The organism is Saccharothrix sp. NBAS 001, assembly GCF_056640475.1.
This window is the reverse complement of the sequence record NZ_CM153251.1, coordinates 9,223,241-9,237,836: the sequence shown is the minus strand read 5'-3', so window position 1 is coordinate 9,237,836 and position 14,596 is coordinate 9,223,241. Positions and strand designations below refer to the sequence as shown.

Sequence of the window (14,596 nt, the reverse complement as noted above, 5' to 3'; positions counted from 1 at the left end):
GGTGCGCGAGGGGGTCGGGGAGGTTCACGACTCACCGCCCTGGTTCTCCGCCAGCCGGTAGCCGGTCGCGGTGGGACGGAAACGGTCGAGACGGATCGACCCGAAACGGGCCTGGTCGCCGATCTTGTCGTACCAGGTCGAGACGACCGCGCGATCCTCGACCACCTCCAGGATCCGGACGTAGCGGGTGGGTGTGACGCGCTTGTCGTTGTCGATCCAGAGCTGGCCAGGCTCGACCTTGACGGGCTCGGTCATGCCGCACCTCTGCGCAGTAGCCGGAAGGTCACCCGCGTCCGGTCGGTGGCCGCGTCGTAGGCCGCAGACTCCGGGGCGAACAACTCGCCCAACTGGTTCGGCCCCACCCAGCCGGTCGGGAACGACCTCTCGTCGGCGTAGATCACGCCCGGGTAGTTGGCGACGAACGACTTGCTGAACGTGGCGGTCATGACGCCACACCTCCAGGGATCGACAGGAGGGCCTTGCCGCCGGAGAGCACCTTGCGGATCAGCTCCACACCGGACGGCTTGACCTTGGTCGTGTGGGTCGCACGCGTCTCGTCCTGCGCCTCGTAGGACTGCGCCACGACCTTGAAGTGCTGCGCGTACCGCTGGTACGGGCGGTTGTCCCGCTGCAACACCCCGTCGGCGCGCAGCCGGCGCATCATCGTGTTGCGGCCGATCCCCAACTGGTTAGCCACCGCGCCCATGGACAGGGCGTTCTCGGCGTCCATGTAGGAGTCGAAGGCTTCTACCTTGGGAGCGGCGGCTTCGAGCTGACGGGCCTGCTCGATCGACGTCGCCACCGCCTCACGCCACCGGTCGATGAAGACCAGTTGCGCATCGAGGTCGGAGAGGTCCGGCAGGACCGGCTTCGACACCTCGGCCTCGCGAGCGCGCACGGCGAAGTAGATGCGCGCTTCCGCGACCGGTTCCTTGGTGTCGTCGCCGGCCATCGCCACGAGGTACGCGGCGAAGCGGGTCAGCCTGTAGTCGTCCAAGCGCAGATTCCCCCACCGTCCGCCATCACTTCCTGCGGTCAGGAAGTGATGCGCGGCAGTGTCCGAGCCCTGCACCAAACCGAGGGAGTCTCGGGCCTTGCCGATCACAGCCGCGAAGTTCTCCCACTTGAGGTAGCCCATCGCGGGAGCGAGGTCCCGGCCGGTCCAGTACTCCCCGGCCTCGTCGACACGGCGGATCGCGTCGAACGGGCTGGAGCCGAAGAGGGTCACGTCGGTCATGTGGTTCACCTCCCTTCAGGCGGTCTTGCGAACGACGCGGAGCGAGCGGCAGGCGCAAGCGGCGGCACTGTCGCGGTTCTCGGCCCAGGCATCGACGGCCTCCGGCTTGAAGCTCCAGATCCCGCCCCGGCCGGTCTGGTGTCCGTGCAGGACCCCGGATTCCGCAGCCCTGCGGATCGTGACGACGTGCCGACCGGTTTGGTCGTGCACCTGCGCGGTGGACAACCAGCCCGTCATGCCGCCGCCTCTCGCTTCATGTTGCGTCCTGCATTGCAGGGTGACTGAGGGTCGAAAAGGATCGTCAGCGGAACCTCCAGAGCCTCCGCGATATGGCGGGCCGTCTCCGGCTTGCAGGTGCGGCGCACGCCGTTGCGGAGCTGCGAGATGAACGCGCCCGACTTCCCCGATGCGCGAGCAAGTCTCGCGCCGGTGAAGTTCTTCTGATCCATGAGCGCCCTCAGGGTGTCCGGACTGATGAGCCTCATCCAGGTCCCCTTCGGCCAGCGTTTGCGTTCCCCCGAACGCCTCATCGACTACTCCCCGAAGTCTGGTTGGTTAACCGGTTGCTGTCAAGCACTACTTGATGAAGCATCGTGCATCAGTTAACGCGCTGTCAAGGCTCGACTACGGGCGTATGCGCTGGCCTGCGGGTTCCGTGCACCACACGACAACGACACCCGTTAAGGGGGGCAGTAGCCTTAGGCCGCCCTAAGCAGTTAAGGACTCGGCTAGCAACTCGCCTTGCCTGCCGGTGATCACTTCGGGAGAGTCACCGCCATGACCGATCTACAAGGACTGATCGGTCTCCGGAAGGGAGACCGCTCCTACGCGGACCTCTCGAAGGCGTGCGGTGGTCAGCCCACCGCGACGAGGCTCCACATGCTGGCCACCAAGCCGATCAAGAACTTCCCGGACCCGGACACGATCCGGGCGCTGTCGAGGGGCTTGGCCGTGCCGGAGACCACCGTGGTTCTCGCCGCAGCGGCCTCCCTCGGCCTTGATGTCCGCTCACCGAGCGGATGGACGGCTCTCCTTCCGGCCGACATCGACGCACTGCCCCAGCACATGCGCGACTCGCTCCTACAGGTCGTGCACTCGGCAGCGCAGATGCAGAGGGAGGTGGTATCCGATGGCAAACCGCAACCGCGGCGTGAAGAGGCGCAGCAAGCGGGATCGGCCCCCACCAGCGAGGAGCCGGACGTGATCGACGCGGTGTGGCTGGCCGAGCAGGAGGCCGCAGGGAAGCTGGCCGGGGCGACGTTCGACGACGACGCGGAGGTTGAGGACGGCCCTCCGCGTCGACCGAAGAGGCAGCGGCAGCACCCCGGCAAGTAGTCAAACCTGGCTCGATCCAGTTGCGGGCGGGAGCGCTCCCATCACGTACTGCGTATGGGTGCTACCCGAATGGAGTAGTGCGAGCGTTACGCACCTACTCCCAAGTTGGTAAAAACGGGTGGTTTGTGCCTGGTCAGGCCAATATGCCACCCGAACAGGAGTACGAACACGGGATGTCTCCGCGTGACGACGACTACTCCGGATGGTCTCCTTGGAGGGAGGCCGACCGGTTGGGCGTACGGGTACTCCGCATACCTATGAGGGACGGATGCCGGGGGGCCTCCACCTGGGACCCCCGAAAGATCTACATCAAGCGCGGCCTCGCCCCCGCGCCGGCGGCCTGCGTGCTCACCCGCGAGCTGGTCCGTCTGCGCCGAGGGCCGACGCCCTGTCACACCACGACATCGTTGGCAGACGAGGAGCGGGCGATCGCGGACGAGGCCGCGCGGCTCCTGATCGATTTCGACACCCTCGTCTCGGCGATCAGGCTCGGGTTGACCCACGCCGAACTGGCGACCGCGCTACGGGTCGACAGGCCGACGTTGCGTGCACGGTTCGACGGATTCACGGAAGGGGAATGGAACGCGGTGACATCGACGCTGAGGGTGGTGGACGCCTGATGGCCTGGGTCGAACGCCTCGCGTCCGGCCGGTACCGAGGCTGCTACAGGGACGCGCGCGGCGACAAGCAGTATCTGAAGGGCACGTTCGCGCAGCACGCGGAGGCCCTGCGAAAGGCTGGAGCCAAGGAGGATGCCCAGCGGACACCGGGCGCGGTGACCGCTGCGGCAGGGAAAATCCGTTGGGGCGACTGGTGGACCGAGTGGATGGAGTACCACCAACTCTCGCCGAAATCCGAACGGAGCTACCGCAGCACGGCCCGGCTCCACATCCTTCCCTACTGGGAGGACACGCCACTGGACGGCATCGAGTTCATCGATGGCATGAAGTGGGTGAAGCGATTGCAGCGCGAGCCCGTGCCCGAAGTCCCCGGAGAACCCCGGCGGCGCGGGCGGGGAACGCCTCGCAGTCCGCACACGATCCGTCTGGCGGTGCAGATATTCTCGACCAGCCTGGAGGCTGCGGTCGCCGCGAAACGCCTGCCGGCCAATCCGGTCAAGGGGCTCGGCTGGCCGGATCTTCCCTCCGGCCCCGACCGGTATCTGACCATCGCCGAGTTCGAGGCGATCCGGTTTCACCTGTCGGACCCGATCAACCAGATGATCCTCGATGTCGCGGCCCAATGCGGACTGCGCGCAGGAGAGATCGGGGGGCTGCACACGACCCGCGTCTATCCCGACGAGAATCTGGTCCAAGTAGCGGAGACACTGGATCAGGAGGCGCTCAGGATCAACCCCGTCCCGAAGGACAAAGAGCAGCGCTGGGTCCCCGTGCCGGCGGAGGTCATGGACGACATACGGGAGCACATTGACAGCCTGCCTTCCTCGAAAACGTGTGGCCTGCCGCACTATCGCGGGAAGTGCCCCGGCGGAGCCCTCGTTTTCAGGGGCCCGCGCGGAGGGGCCTTTCAGTCCAATGCCTGGGCGAGAGGCCCATTCGGTCGGGCGTTGAAGTCGTCCAAGGTGCCGGGCCGGGTGCGGGTCCACGATCTGCGCCACACGTACGCGTCGTGGTTGTTGCAGTCCGGCGCGACGCTTGCCGAGGTGGCCCAGGTGATGGGCCATTCCGACGTCGAGGTGACGAAGCGCTACGCGCACCTGGAGAAGAAGACGTTCACCGGGGTGCGCGCGGCGCTGGCTGTCCACTTGGAACGTAGGGCAGGACGTGGGGCAGAGGGTGGCTACGCGACGCTACGCGAGGCTATGCCAAGCGGCGCGGAAGAGGCCGGATGACCTGCGAGAACGAGCCGTCGCTATGCGACGCTACGCGACGCTATCAGGCGGGTACCTAGGTCCGTGCCAGTGAGAGTTCGAGTCTCTCCGGCCCCACAACCAGCACCTGACCCGCGCAGGGGCGACCGGCCTCGGCGAGTCGCCGGCGTTCTGGGCGTTGTCGCCCGGCGGGTCGTTCCGCACCGGCACGCGGGCCGGGTGGCGCGGGTCAGCTCACGGCCCGGCGGACGAGGTCGGCGATGCGCGCCTCGACCTCGGGGGTCATCTCGGTCAGGGCGAAGCTGGTCGGCCACATCTCGCCGTCGTCCAGGTTCGCCGGGTCGTTGAAGCCCAGGGTCGCGTAGCGCGCCTTGAACTTGTCCCGGTTCTGGAAGAAGCAGACGATCTTGCCGTCCAGGGCGTAGGCGGGCATCCCGTACCAGGTCTTCGGCGCGAGCGCCGGGGCGGCGGCGGTGACGATGGCGTGGATGCGCTCGGCCATCACCCGGTCGTACTCGGGCAGCGCGGCGATCTTCGCGTGCAGGTCGCGCTCCGCCTCGGCCTCCTTGTCCGCGTTCGAGGCGCGACGGGCCGCCGCCTTCAGCTCCTGGGCGTGCTCCTTCATCGCGGCCCGTTCGTCGGCCGAGAACCCGTCGTGCGTGCTGGTCTTGGTGCGGCTCATCGCGAGATCTCCTCAAGGGGCGTGGTGTGTGGGGTGGTGTGCGGGGTGGTGGTGTCCTCGGTGGGTGTGAGGACCGGGTGTTCCGCCGGGGGCGTGTCGGTCTGGTCCGCCGGCGTGGCGGGGTGGGGTGGGCGGTAACGGCACATCAGGACGTGGCCGCCATCGTGGAGGTCTCCCAGGCGAACCCGTCGAGGTCGGTGAACGGCTCGACCGCGCTGCCGATCGCGATCCGGTGCGACCCGGTGCCCTCGGGGGCGACGCCGGCGTCCTTGGCCAGCGCGCGGCGGCGGTAGAGGGCCAGCTTGACGGGGCCGGAACCGCTGTCGAACTCGACGTACACGCGGCCGAAGCTCTTGGCCACGGTCAGGCCGCGCTCGACGTAGAACCGCTTGCCGGCGGCGATGTCGGCGGTGCCGAGCAGGAGCACGACGTCCTTGAACTCGCGGGTGGCCGGTCCGGTGTCCTTCTTCGCCGACGTGGCGACCTTCCAGATGGCACCGTCGGGGGCCTGGACGACGCCGCCGACGCCCCAGATGGACTTCGTGACGGGCTTGAGCACCGTGGCCCCGGCGTCGATGGCGGCGTTGACCAGGGCTTTGACGTCGGCGGGCTGGGCCACCGTCAGGGAGAGGGTGTAGCCGCGAAAGCCCGTGGTCGGCTCGGTGGAGGCGCGCAAGCGGAGCTGGGTGGTCAGGCCGAAGGCGGTGGAGTAGAAGCGCTCGGCGGCGGGGAGGTCGGCCACTTCGAGGGTGATGTTGTCGATCGAGGTCATGACAGGAACGCTAGGCGCGACCCGGTGACCTGCGCTTCTCGATTCCTGACCGGTGTCGAGGGTGGCTCAGGCCAGGTAGCGCAGGACTTCGAGCATCGACTGCGGGTCGACCGACGACGGGTCGGGTTCGGTGCACGCTTCGAGTTCCGCGCGGACCGCCGCCAGGTCCAGGCCGGTGCCGATCAGGACCAGTTCGGTCCGGCGGGGGTGGCGGCCCCAGGGGGTGCGTTCGAAGCGGAGGAACGCGCCCACGGTGTGCAGGGCGAAGCGTTGGCGGTGGCCGGGTACGTCGAAGCGCACGAAACCCTTCATCCGGTACAGGCCCGCCGGACGACGGTCCAGGAAGGCCATGAGGCGCACCGGGTTCATGGCCTCCGCGGTGAACTCCACCGTGTCGTAGCGGGTGTGCGCGTGGTCTTCGTCCAAGAGGTCCTCGAACGACAGTTGGCCGTGCGCGGGGCGTTCCCTCGGGTCGAACAGCAGGGCCGGGTCGATGCGGCCGTGGTCGGCGGGCACGACCGGCACGCCGGGTCGGAGGTGGTCGATCACGTCGAGCATCAGCTCCGGGTCGTCCACGCGGTCGATCTTGTTCAACACCACCAGGTCCGCCACGCGCAGGTGTTTCTCCAGGTCGTGCGGGAACTCGACGGCGTCGACCAGCAGCACCAGGCCGCCGTACGCGACGCGCGGGTGTTCGCTGCCCAGCACGAGCTTGGCCATGACCTGCGGTTCGGCCAGGCCGCTGGCCTCGATGACGATCACGTCGACCTGCGAGACGAGCTTGCCCAGCAGTTCGTCCAGGCCGCTCACGTCGACCGCGCAGCACAGGCAGCCGTTGCTCAGCGACACCGTCGAGTCGACCTGGCCGGCGACCGTCATCGCGTCGATGCCGATCGCGCCGAAGTCGTTGACCACCACGCCGATCCGGGTGCCGCGCGCGGTGCCGAGCAGGTGGTTGAGCAGGGTCGTCTTGCCGGAGCCGAGGAACCCGGCCACGACGATCACCGGGATGCGCCGCACCTCGCCGATCCTAGTCGCTCATCATTTTCAGGAAGAGGTCCATGGCGGCCGTGACGCCCTCCTCGTCGTCGGTGGCGACCAGGTCGAGCAGCAGGCCCCGGGCGACGGCCAGGCCGAGCCGGGCGCGGACGCGGGCCCGCTCGGGCGGGTGGCCCCGGGCGCGTTCGAGGGCGGCGACGGGTTCGACCCACGATTCCACGATGCCGTCGAGCAACGCCGTGGTGCCAGGACGGCCCTGCGCGGCTTGGCCGTACAGCTCGAAGAACAGCCGTTCGTGGGCGCGCAGCGCGGGGTCGGTCAGGGCGCGCCAGAAGGCGCGGCCGAGTTCGGCGGGGTCGCCTGCTTCGAGGGTCGCGAGCAGCGCGCGCTGGTTCGCCTCCACGGTCCGCACGACCTCGACCAGCAGCCCTTCCTTGGAGCCGAAGTGGTAGATGAGCATCCGGTGGCTGGTGCCCAGGGCGGCGGCGAGCCGGCGCAGGCTCAGGTCCCCGGTGCCGTGGTGGGCGAGGTGCTCGACGATCCGTGCCAGCAGGCGATCGCGCGCCTCTTGTCCAGCCATGTACCGGATGGTACATGTACCACATGGTACAGACAGTGGACGTCACCGTGCGCAGCCCGGCCGACCCGGCGCGCGTGTACCGGCTCGCGGCGGACAGCTCGACCTGGCCGGACTGGTCGCCGGTGCTGCGCTACGAGCGCGAGAAGGCGGGCGACGCGCACGGCGTCGGCGAGGTGCGGGTGTTTCACAACCGGGGCCGGCGGAAACCCACCCGCGAGGAGGTGGTCGAACTCACGCCCGACCGCAGGGTGGGCTACGTGCTGTTGTCGGGCCTGGCCATCCAGGGGTACCGGGCGTCGATCGACCTCGTCCCGGACGGCACGGGCACGCGGATCCGCTGGCGCTCGTCGTTCGAGCCCCGGGTCCGCGGCACCGGATGGTTCTACCGGTGGGTGCTCCAGCAGGTGATCGGCCGGTACGCCGAGGGGTTGGCCGCGCACGCCGCGAACTGAGGTTTTCCACACCCCCGTTGTGCGGCCCGCACCATGGTCGGACACCCCCGCCGGTTCGTAGCGTGGTGATCATGGATGTCGACTGGGTCGTGGATCTGATGGAAGCGTTCGGCGCACCGGGCGCCGGGCTGGCGATCGCGCTGGAGAACCTGTTCCCACCGCTGCCCAGCGAGGTTTTCCTGCCGCTGGCCGGGTTCACCGCGAGCCGCGGCGGGATGAGCCTGGTCGCCGCGATCGCGTGGACCACCGCCGGGTCCGTGGCGGGCGCGCTGGTGCTGTACTGGGTGGGCGCGCTGCTCGGCCGGGACCGGGTGCGGGCGATCGCGGCGAAGATGCCGCTGGTCAAGGTGTCCGACGTGGACAAGACCGAGGCGTGGTTCGTCAAGCACGGCAAGGCGACGGTGTTCTTCGGGCGGATGGTCCCGATCTTCCGCAGCCTCATCTCCATCCCGGCGGGCGTGGAGCGGATGCCGCTGCCGGGCTTCCTCGCGCTGACCGCCGCCGGGTCGGCGATCTGGAACACCGCGCTGATCCTGGCCGGCTACTTCCTCGGCGAGAACTGGCACGTGGTGGAGCAGTACCTGGGCGTCGCGTCGAAGGTCGTGCTGGGCGCGGTCGTGCTGGCGGTGGTGTGGTTCGTGGTTTCGCGCCTGGTCAAGGGCAAGGAGCGGGTGCGGTAGGGGTCAGGCGCGGAGGTAGCGCAGGATCGCCAGGATCCGCCGGCTGTAACCGTCCACATCGGACAGCCGTAGTTTGTCGAAGATCGAGTTCACGTGCTTCTCCACGGCGCTGCGCGAGACGTGCAGCTTCGCCGCGATCGCGTTGTTGGTGTGGCCCTCGGCCATGTGCGCCAGCACTTCCCGCTCCCGCGCGGTCAGCACGTCCAGCGGGTTCGCGGACCTGGCCAGCAGCCGGCGCACCACCTCCGGGTCGAACGCCGCCCCGCCCGCGCCCACCCGGCGCAGCGCGTCGAGGAACTCCTCCACCTGCACGACGCGGTCCTTGAGCAGGTAGCCGACGCCCTCGGCGCGCCCGGTCAGCAGGTCCACGGCGTAGCGCTGCTCGACGTACTGGGACAGCACGAGCACACCCACCTCCGGATGCCTCCGGCGGATCTCCAGCGCGGCCTTCAGGCCCTCGTCGGAGTTCGTCGGGGGCATCCGCACGTCGGTCACCACGACGTCGGGCACGTGCGCGGCCACGGCGTCGAGCAGCGCGTCCGCGTCGCCGACCGCCGCCACCACGTCGTGCCCCTCCTCGGCGAGCAGCCGCGCCAGGCCCTCGCGCAGCAGGGTCGAGTCCTCGGCCAGGATCACCCGCACGGGACCTCCGCGGTGATCACCGTGGGGCCGCCCGCCGGGCTGCGCACCGCGAAACTGCCGTCCAGCGCGGAAACCCGCCGGGACAGCCCGGCCAGGCCGCCGCCCGCCGGGTCCGCTCCCCCGACGCCGTCGTCCTCGATCCGCACCCGCACCCGGTCGGCGTCCCCCGTGATGTCCACGCGGATCATGGTCGCACCCGAGTGCTTGACCGCGTTCGTCACGGCCTCGGAGACCACGAAGTACAGCGCGGTGCGCACCGGTGTCGACGTGCCCTGGTGTCCACAGTGGATGGTCGTGGGGATCGGCGAGCGGTCCGCGACGGCCTCCAGCGCGTCGGCCAGGCCGAGCGAGTCCAGCGCCACCGGGTACACCCGCCAAGCCACGTCGCGCAGGTCCTCCAGCACGTGCCGGGACTCCTCGTGGGCCTGCCGGAGCAGTTCGTCGGCGTGCTCGGGGTGGCGGCGGGCGCGGCCCAGCAGCATCCCCAGGGCCACCAGGCGCTGCTGCACGCCGTCGTGCAGGTCGCGTTCGATGCGGCGGCGCTCCGCGTCCACGGCGGCCACGACCCCGGCCCGGCTCTCGGCCAGTTCGTCGATCCGCCGGCGCAGCAGCTCGGCCTCGCTGGGCCCCAGGCAGCGCCAGGCCACCTTCGCCTCCAGCGCGATCACCCCGATGATGCCCTGCACCTCCACGTACAGCAGGACGCCGCCGATCAACGCGGTCCACACCACGGCCGTGACGTCGTCCCCGAAGTCGATGCCGTCCAACCCTTTGACGACGATCCGCTGCGCGGCGATCGCGCCCAGCGCGAGGCCGTAGAACAGCCACGACAGCACGAACCCGCCGAGCAGGCCGACCGGGGCGCGGACGAGCAGGTAGCGGACCGCGCGGGGCCGGGTCGGCTCGGCGCTCTCCACGCCCAGGAACCGGCGGATGCGGCGGCGTTCCAGCTCGGCGAACCTCGGCGCGGCGGACCGGGCGAACACCACCACCAGCAGGCCGGCCAACCCCGAGAAGAAACCGAGCAGCAGGCCCACCACCGCGCGCAACGCCCTGGCCACGACGTCGAGATTAGTCGACCCGAACGCCGGATCGGCACCGAACAACGCACCCCGGAGGGATCGGACGGGTGCGTTCGGTCGCGGTGGTGGGTGCGGGGCGGGCGGGGATCGTGCTGTCCGTCGCGCTGCTGCGCGCCGGGTGGCGGCCCACGGCGTGCTTTTTCGGCGACATCGTGTTCGCCTTCGTGCCCGGGGATGGTCGAGGTGAGCGGTCGAGGTGGGTGGTCGAGGTGTCCTGGGTTCGGTTGGACCCGGCCACGGATGGCGCGGTTCTTCGCCTCCCGGCTGGACGACAACGACGGCACGGCGGCGTGGCTGCGCGGGCGGTTCGGCGAGTTCTTCGACGATCCGGCGGTGCTGTTCCCGTGGTTCTTCGACGCCGCGGCGCGGCGGTTGCCGGCCCGGCGTGGCGTGCCGCGCTACCGGCTCGGTGTGGCCAGGAAGGTGTTGGGGCACCGGGTGTTCAGGCGACCAGCTCCCGCGTGAGCAGGTCCCGGATCTCCTTCGCGGCGGCCCGGCCCGCGCGGGTCGCGCCGATCGTGCTGGCGGACGGCCCGTAGCCGACGAGGTGCACGCGCGGGTCCGCGACGACCCGCGTGCCGTCGAGCCGGATGCCGCCGCCGGGGCCGCGCAGGCCGAGCGGGGCGAGGTGGTCGACGGCGGGGCGGAAGCCGGTGGCCCACAGGATCACGTCGGCGCGCTCGGTGCGGCCGTCCGCCCAGACCACGCCGTCCCCGGTGATCCGCTCGAACATCGGCCGGCGGTCGAGGGTCTTGTCCGCCAGGGCTTCGCGGACCGCCGGGGTGAGGCTGAGGCCGGTCACGCTGACCACGCTGCGCGGCGGCAGGCCCGCCCGGACCCGGTCCTCGACCAGCTTGACCGCCGCGCGGCCCACCTCGGGGGTGAACGGCTCGTCGCGGAACTCGGGTTCGCGGCGGGTGACCCAGGTCGTGGTGCCGAAGCGGGCGATCTCCAGGAGTTGCTGGACCGCCGACGTGCCGCCGCCGACGACGACCACGTGCCGGCCCGCGAACTCCTCCGGGCCGTTGTACTGCGACGAGTGCAACTGGCGGCCGCGGAACAGCTCCTGGCCCGGGTAGCGGGGCCAGAACGGGCGGGTCCACGTGCCGGTGGCGTTGACCAGGGCCTTGGTGTGCCACGTGCCGTGGTCGGTCTCGACCTTGAGCGTGCCGTGGTCGTCGCGGACGGCCTGCACGCGCACCGGGCGGCGGACGTGGATGCCGTTGCGGCGTTCGAAGTCGGCGAAGTAGGCGGGCAGCACCTCGTTCGCGGGCGCGGCCGGGTCGGGCGGGTCGAACGGCATCCCCGGCAGGTCGTGGATGCCGTGCACGGTCGCCATCCGCAGGCTCGGCCAGCGGTGCCGCCACGCTCCGCCGGGGCCTTCGTCGGCGTCCAGGACCACGTGGTCGAGGTTCATCCGATCGAGGAAGTAGGCGGCCGAAAGTCCAGCCTGACCTGCACCGATGACCACGACGTCCATATCCGGGGCAACGCCCGCCGGCGCGCCCGCCTTCCCGGTGTGACAAAATGTCAGTCCCCCTCGCTACCGTCGCAGACATGATCAAACTCCGCATCCTGACCGTGGCGGTGGCAGCCCTCCTGGCCGCGACCGCGATCCCCGCGACGGCAGCCCCCGAGGCCCCGTCGCCGCAGTCCGCCGTGCCCTCGGACGTGACGGTGGCGTTCGCCGTCTACGACCGCGCGCTGGGCCGCACCACGCTGTCCTACAACTCGCACAAGCAGATCAGGTCGGCCTCGGTGGTGAAACTGCTGATCGCGCTCGACTACCTGGAAGCCAGAGGCCCGGACTTCACGATCCCTCCCGAAGACCTCAACCGCCTGGTGCCGATGCTGCGCTCCAGCGACGACTACGCGGCCAGCGAGCTGTGGGTGCTCAACGGCTGGGAGCAGATCGTCGTGCGGATGGCGGCGAAACTGGGCCTGGAGGACACCGCGCCGCCGGTCGACGTCGGTTTCTGGGGGTACACGGCGCTGAGCGCGGCGGACGTGGTGAAGATCTACCGGTACGTGCTGGACCAGGCGCACCCGAAGTACCGCGCGTTCATCATGGGCAACCTCCACCAGGCCACGACGTGCGCGACGGACGGCTTCGACCAGTCGTTCGGCATCCCGTCGGCGATCCCGGGCGAGGTCGCGTACAAGCAGGGCTGGTCCCGCTTCGGCGACACCCCGCCCCGCCCGTGCGTCGAACCGCCCGCCGCCCGCACCCCGCTCCCGGCCGCCAAGGACGGCCCGCTCGGCCGCCTGGCCCCGGAAGCCGTCGTGGACCTGACCCGGCCGGCCATGCACACCACCGGCACCTACGGCCCGGCCGACCGCAAGATCATGGCCGTGCTGACCCTGGAACCGGTCGGGACGACCTGGGACACCTCCGCCCACCGCCTGACGACCGTGACGAAGGCGGTGTACCTGGCAGACCGAATCCTCACCGGCTGATCCCCACCCGCAGATCCCCACCCGCAGATCACCACCGGGCGATCCTGACCGGGCGATCCTGACCGGCTGGCGCGGCCTCGGGCTCCGGTGTCGGCGTCTACGACCGCCGGTCGGGCGATCGACGGTGCTGCCAGCGGTGGTGGCTGCCAGCGGCAGTGGCGGCGGCGGCAGTGGCGGTGACGGCCTTCCCGGCGAGTCGACGGGTCAGGTCTGCCGGGTCGGCGGATTCGGACGTCGTCCTGTCGCCGTGTTGCACGTCGTGGCTGTCGGAGGACGCGCGATGCGCGTGCAGTGGTCGCCGCGTCGGGATCGAACCCGTCGGCGCACATCACCGGTCGACGTCAACGCGGCACGCGACCGGAGAGCCGTCAAGCAGTCGGAACGGGTGTCGTCGTGTCGCACTGTTGTGGCACGGATGTCGCATCCTTGTCGCATTGGCGCGATCTACCTGCGGTTTTGGCGGACGCCGAGGTGGCGTTGTGGTAGCGCGAAGGTCGCATCCGTGGTGCGTCGAGGTGCCATGACGGCGGCCCGAGCGTGGCGTGGTGCGCTGGGTCACATGCGGAAGGCATCTGCGTCGACGGGCGTTGACGGGAGGTATGAGTCGACTTCGTGACATCCCGTTGTCCGTCCTAGACCTCGCGCCGGTCACGACTGCGACGGATGCGCGAACGTCGCTCGCGCACACCCGGGAGCTGGCCCAGCGCGTCGAGCAGCTCGGCTACCGCCGCTTCTGGCTGGCCGAGCACCACAACATGCCCGGGATCGCCAGCTCGTCCCCGGCGATCCTGATCGGCCACGTCGCCGCCGCCACGACCACGCTGCGGGTCGGCTCCGGGGGCGTGATGCTGCCCAACCACCCGCCGCTCGTGGTGGCCGAGCAGTTCGGCACGCTCACCGCCCTGCACCCGGACCGGATCGACCTGGGCATCGGCCGGGCACCGGGCACCGACCAGCGGACGGCGCGCGCCCTGCGGCGGACCGAGGGCCCGCTGTCGGTGGACGACTTCCCGCAGCAGCTCTCCGAGCTGATGGGCTACTTCGACGGCACCGAGGTCCTCTCCGCCGTGCCCGCCCACGGCAACAAGCCGCCGATCTGGCTGCTCGGGTCCAGCGGCTACAGCGCGCAGGTGGCGGGCCTGCTCGGGCTGCCGTTCGCGTTCGCCCACCACTTCAGCGCGGAGAACACCATCCCGGCGCTGCGGCTGTACCGCGAGCGCTTCCAGCCCTCCGCCGTGCTCGCCGAGCCGTACGCCATGGTGTGCGCCTCGGCGATCATCGCGGACACCGACGAGCACGCCCGGTGGATCGCCGCGCCTCAGGCGCTGTCCTTCCTGCGCCTGCGGCAGAACCGGCCGGGGCCGTTGGCGACGCCGCAGGAGGCCGCCGACCACCCGTACACCGAGTTCGACCGGCTGATCATCCGCGAACGGCTGGACTCGCAGGTCATCGGCGACCCGCAGACCGCACGTGACCAGCTCGAACAGCTCCTCGCCGACACCCTGGCCGACGAGCTGATGGTCACCACGATGGTCGCCGACCAGTCGGACCGGCTGCGGTCCTACGAGCTGCTGGCCGAACTCGCGGGCATCTCGTATTCATCCGAACGAGTGAAGACTGAAGTCGAGGTGTAGCAACCGGGCGAAAGACCGCGATGATCCTATTGAGCGCGCACGCCCCCCGACGCGCTCCCTAACTTCCGGGCGGCGAGTCGCGCCCGATCGGATCGCCGCCGCGGTCCGCGTGGGCAGCGCCGCCGAAAGTGTGGCGCCGCCCACGCGGGCGGCGGCCCGGCATCACGGCTTGGCCACAGGCCGGCACCAGGTGCGAATCAAGCCCCCGTATCC

At 70.2% G+C, this 14,596-nt stretch carries 20 protein-coding genes; 8 read left to right on the top strand and 12 right to left on the bottom strand.

The window, feature by feature from the left end; all coding sequences use genetic code 11:
- Positions 1-24: 24 nt before the first annotated feature.
- From AC0HI0_RS41440 to AC0HI0_RS41420, 5 genes are read right to left on the bottom strand one after another with little or no spacing between them, the layout of a single operon-like run.
- On the bottom strand, positions 25-255 hold the full coding sequence (locus AC0HI0_RS41440) for a hypothetical protein (protein WP_480928922.1): 231 nt from the start codon (positions 253-255) through the stop codon (positions 25-27).
- On the bottom strand, positions 252-446 hold the full coding sequence (locus AC0HI0_RS41435) for a hypothetical protein (RefSeq protein WP_480928921.1): 195 nt from the start codon (positions 444-446) through the stop codon (positions 252-254). The genes AC0HI0_RS41440 and AC0HI0_RS41435 overlap by 4 nt, the downstream gene beginning before the upstream one ends.
- The gene (locus tag AC0HI0_RS41430) at positions 443-1,237 is read right to left on the bottom strand and encodes a phage antirepressor KilAC domain-containing protein (RefSeq protein ID WP_480928920.1); all 795 of its coding nucleotides are present in this window, start codon (positions 1,235-1,237) and stop codon (positions 443-445) included. Before AC0HI0_RS41430 ends, AC0HI0_RS41435 begins: the two co-directional genes overlap by 4 nt.
- Positions 1,238-1,252: 15 nt before the next feature.
- Positions 1,253-1,474 (bottom strand): helix-turn-helix domain-containing protein, encoded by a 222-nt coding sequence (locus tag AC0HI0_RS41425; RefSeq protein WP_480928919.1) that lies wholly within the window; start codon positions 1,472-1,474, stop codon positions 1,253-1,255.
- Entirely contained in the window at positions 1,471-1,722 is a 252-nt protein-coding gene (locus tag AC0HI0_RS41420) for a helix-turn-helix domain-containing protein (RefSeq protein WP_480928918.1), read from the bottom strand. Before AC0HI0_RS41420 ends, AC0HI0_RS41425 begins: the two co-directional genes overlap by 4 nt.
- A 394-nt stretch (positions 1,723-2,116) precedes the next feature.
- Here AC0HI0_RS41420 and AC0HI0_RS41415 point away from each other — a divergent pair, with 394 nt between their 5' ends.
- From AC0HI0_RS41415 to AC0HI0_RS41405, 3 genes are all read left to right on the top strand, one after another.
- The gene (locus AC0HI0_RS41415) at positions 2,117-2,572 is read left to right on the top strand and encodes a hypothetical protein (RefSeq protein ID WP_480928917.1); all 456 of its coding nucleotides are present in this window, start codon (positions 2,117-2,119) and stop codon (positions 2,570-2,572) included.
- A gap of 407 nt (positions 2,573-2,979) precedes the next feature.
- A complete protein-coding gene (locus tag AC0HI0_RS41410; RefSeq protein ID WP_480928916.1) occupies positions 2,980-3,192 on the top strand; it encodes a hypothetical protein in 213 nt (70 codons plus the stop codon).
- Positions 3,150-4,424, top strand: a complete 1,275-nt coding sequence (locus tag AC0HI0_RS41405) for a tyrosine-type recombinase/integrase (protein ID WP_480928915.1) — start codon at positions 3,150-3,152, stop codon at positions 4,422-4,424. The genes AC0HI0_RS41410 and AC0HI0_RS41405 overlap by 43 nt, the downstream gene beginning before the upstream one ends.
- A 208-nt stretch (positions 4,425-4,632) precedes the next feature.
- Here the strand turns inward: AC0HI0_RS41405 and AC0HI0_RS41400 are convergent, their stop codons facing one another.
- From AC0HI0_RS41400 to AC0HI0_RS41385, 4 genes are all read right to left on the bottom strand, one after another.
- Positions 4,633-5,085, bottom strand: a complete 453-nt coding sequence (locus AC0HI0_RS41400) for an iron chaperone (protein ID WP_480928914.1) — start codon at positions 5,083-5,085, stop codon at positions 4,633-4,635.
- 145 nt (positions 5,086-5,230) lie between these two features.
- Entirely contained in the window at positions 5,231-5,857 is a 627-nt protein-coding gene (locus AC0HI0_RS41395; protein WP_480928913.1) for a glyoxalase, read from the bottom strand.
- A gap of 66 nt (positions 5,858-5,923) precedes the next feature.
- Positions 5,924-6,877: a CobW family GTP-binding protein gene (locus AC0HI0_RS41390; RefSeq protein ID WP_480928912.1), complete on the bottom strand. Its 954-nt coding sequence runs from the start codon at positions 6,875-6,877 to the stop codon at positions 5,924-5,926.
- 10 nt (positions 6,878-6,887) lie between these two features.
- A complete protein-coding gene (locus AC0HI0_RS41385) occupies positions 6,888-7,436 on the bottom strand; it encodes a TetR/AcrR family transcriptional regulator (RefSeq protein ID WP_480928911.1) in 549 nt (182 codons plus the stop codon).
- 23 nt (positions 7,437-7,459) lie between these two features.
- Between AC0HI0_RS41385 and AC0HI0_RS41380 the strand changes: the two genes are divergently transcribed.
- The gene (locus AC0HI0_RS41380) at positions 7,460-7,888 is read left to right on the top strand and encodes an SRPBCC family protein (protein WP_480928910.1); all 429 of its coding nucleotides are present in this window, start codon (positions 7,460-7,462) and stop codon (positions 7,886-7,888) included.
- A 71-nt stretch (positions 7,889-7,959) separates the two neighbouring features.
- Positions 7,960-8,568 carry a DedA family protein gene (locus AC0HI0_RS41375; RefSeq protein WP_480928909.1) on the top strand — a complete coding sequence of 203 codons (609 nt, stop codon included), beginning with the start codon at positions 7,960-7,962 and terminating at the stop codon, positions 8,566-8,568.
- 3 nt (positions 8,569-8,571) lie between these two features.
- On the opposite strand, the gene AC0HI0_RS41370 is transcribed toward AC0HI0_RS41375, so the two are convergent.
- Positions 8,572-9,210, bottom strand: coding sequence for a response regulator (locus tag AC0HI0_RS41370; protein ID WP_480928908.1), 639 nt, complete (start codon positions 9,208-9,210; stop codon positions 8,572-8,574).
- Positions 9,201-10,271: a sensor histidine kinase gene (locus tag AC0HI0_RS41365; protein WP_480928907.1), complete on the bottom strand. Its 1,071-nt coding sequence runs from the start codon at positions 10,269-10,271 to the stop codon at positions 9,201-9,203. The genes AC0HI0_RS41370 and AC0HI0_RS41365 overlap by 10 nt, the downstream gene beginning before the upstream one ends.
- A gap of 261 nt (positions 10,272-10,532) precedes the next feature.
- Here AC0HI0_RS41365 and AC0HI0_RS41360 point away from each other — a divergent pair, with 261 nt between their 5' ends.
- On the top strand, positions 10,533-10,757 hold the full coding sequence (locus tag AC0HI0_RS41360; RefSeq protein ID WP_480928906.1) for a hypothetical protein: 225 nt from the start codon (positions 10,533-10,535) through the stop codon (positions 10,755-10,757).
- Here AC0HI0_RS41360 and AC0HI0_RS41355 read toward each other — a convergent pair.
- Positions 10,735-11,772, bottom strand: coding sequence for an FAD-dependent oxidoreductase (locus AC0HI0_RS41355; protein ID WP_480928905.1), 1,038 nt, complete (start codon positions 11,770-11,772; stop codon positions 10,735-10,737). The genes AC0HI0_RS41360 and AC0HI0_RS41355 overlap by 23 nt on opposite strands.
- 77 nt (positions 11,773-11,849) lie before the next feature.
- Between AC0HI0_RS41355 and AC0HI0_RS41350 the strand changes: the two genes are divergently transcribed.
- Together AC0HI0_RS41350 and AC0HI0_RS41345 are read left to right on the top strand one after the other, a co-directional pair.
- Positions 11,850-12,749 carry a hypothetical protein gene (locus tag AC0HI0_RS41350; protein ID WP_480928904.1) on the top strand — a complete coding sequence of 300 codons (900 nt, stop codon included), beginning with the start codon at positions 11,850-11,852 and terminating at the stop codon, positions 12,747-12,749.
- 599 nt (positions 12,750-13,348) lie between these two features.
- On the top strand, positions 13,349-14,383 hold the full coding sequence (locus AC0HI0_RS41345; protein WP_480928903.1) for an LLM class flavin-dependent oxidoreductase: 1,035 nt from the start codon (positions 13,349-13,351) through the stop codon (positions 14,381-14,383).
- The last annotated feature ends 213 nt before the right edge of the window (positions 14,384-14,596 follow it).

Excerpts from the sequence above, each read along its gene's own strand:
- AC0HI0_RS41440 (WP_480928922.1), bottom strand. The coding sequence starts at position 255 with ATGACCGAGCCCGTCAAGGTCGAGCCTGGCCAGCTCTGGATCGACAAC.
- AC0HI0_RS41435 (WP_480928921.1), bottom strand. The coding sequence starts at position 446 with ATGACCGCCACGTTCAGCAAGTCGTTCGTCGCCAACTACCCGGGCGTG.
- AC0HI0_RS41430 (WP_480928920.1), bottom strand. The coding sequence starts at position 1,237 with ATGACCGACGTGACCCTCTTCGGCTCCAGCCCGTTCGACGCGATCCGC.
- AC0HI0_RS41425 (WP_480928919.1), bottom strand. The coding sequence starts at position 1,474 with ATGACGGGCTGGTTGTCCACCGCGCAGGTGCACGACCAAACCGGTCGG.
- AC0HI0_RS41420 (WP_480928918.1), bottom strand. The coding sequence starts at position 1,722 with ATGAGGCTCATCAGTCCGGACACCCTGAGGGCGCTCATGGATCAGAAG.
- AC0HI0_RS41415 (WP_480928917.1), top strand. The coding sequence starts at position 2,117 with ATGCTGGCCACCAAGCCGATCAAGAACTTCCCGGACCCGGACACGATC.
- AC0HI0_RS41405 (WP_480928915.1), top strand. The coding sequence starts at position 3,150 with ATGGAACGCGGTGACATCGACGCTGAGGGTGGTGGACGCCTGATGGCC.
- AC0HI0_RS41400 (WP_480928914.1), bottom strand. The coding sequence starts at position 5,085 with ATGAGCCGCACCAAGACCAGCACGCACGACGGGTTCTCGGCCGACGAA.
- AC0HI0_RS41395 (WP_480928913.1), bottom strand. The coding sequence starts at position 5,857 with ATGACCTCGATCGACAACATCACCCTCGAAGTGGCCGACCTCCCCGCC.
- AC0HI0_RS41385 (WP_480928911.1), bottom strand. The coding sequence starts at position 7,436 with ATGGCTGGACAAGAGGCGCGCGATCGCCTGCTGGCACGGATCGTCGAG.
- AC0HI0_RS41380 (WP_480928910.1), top strand. The coding sequence starts at position 7,460 with ATGGTACAGACAGTGGACGTCACCGTGCGCAGCCCGGCCGACCCGGCG.
- AC0HI0_RS41375 (WP_480928909.1), top strand. The coding sequence starts at position 7,960 with ATGGATGTCGACTGGGTCGTGGATCTGATGGAAGCGTTCGGCGCACCG.
- AC0HI0_RS41360 (WP_480928906.1), top strand. The coding sequence starts at position 10,533 with ATGGCGCGGTTCTTCGCCTCCCGGCTGGACGACAACGACGGCACGGCG.
- AC0HI0_RS41355 (WP_480928905.1), bottom strand. The coding sequence starts at position 11,772 with ATGGACGTCGTGGTCATCGGTGCAGGTCAGGCTGGACTTTCGGCCGCC.
- AC0HI0_RS41350 (WP_480928904.1), top strand. The coding sequence starts at position 11,850 with ATGATCAAACTCCGCATCCTGACCGTGGCGGTGGCAGCCCTCCTGGCC.
- AC0HI0_RS41345 (WP_480928903.1), top strand. The coding sequence starts at position 13,349 with ATGAGTCGACTTCGTGACATCCCGTTGTCCGTCCTAGACCTCGCGCCG.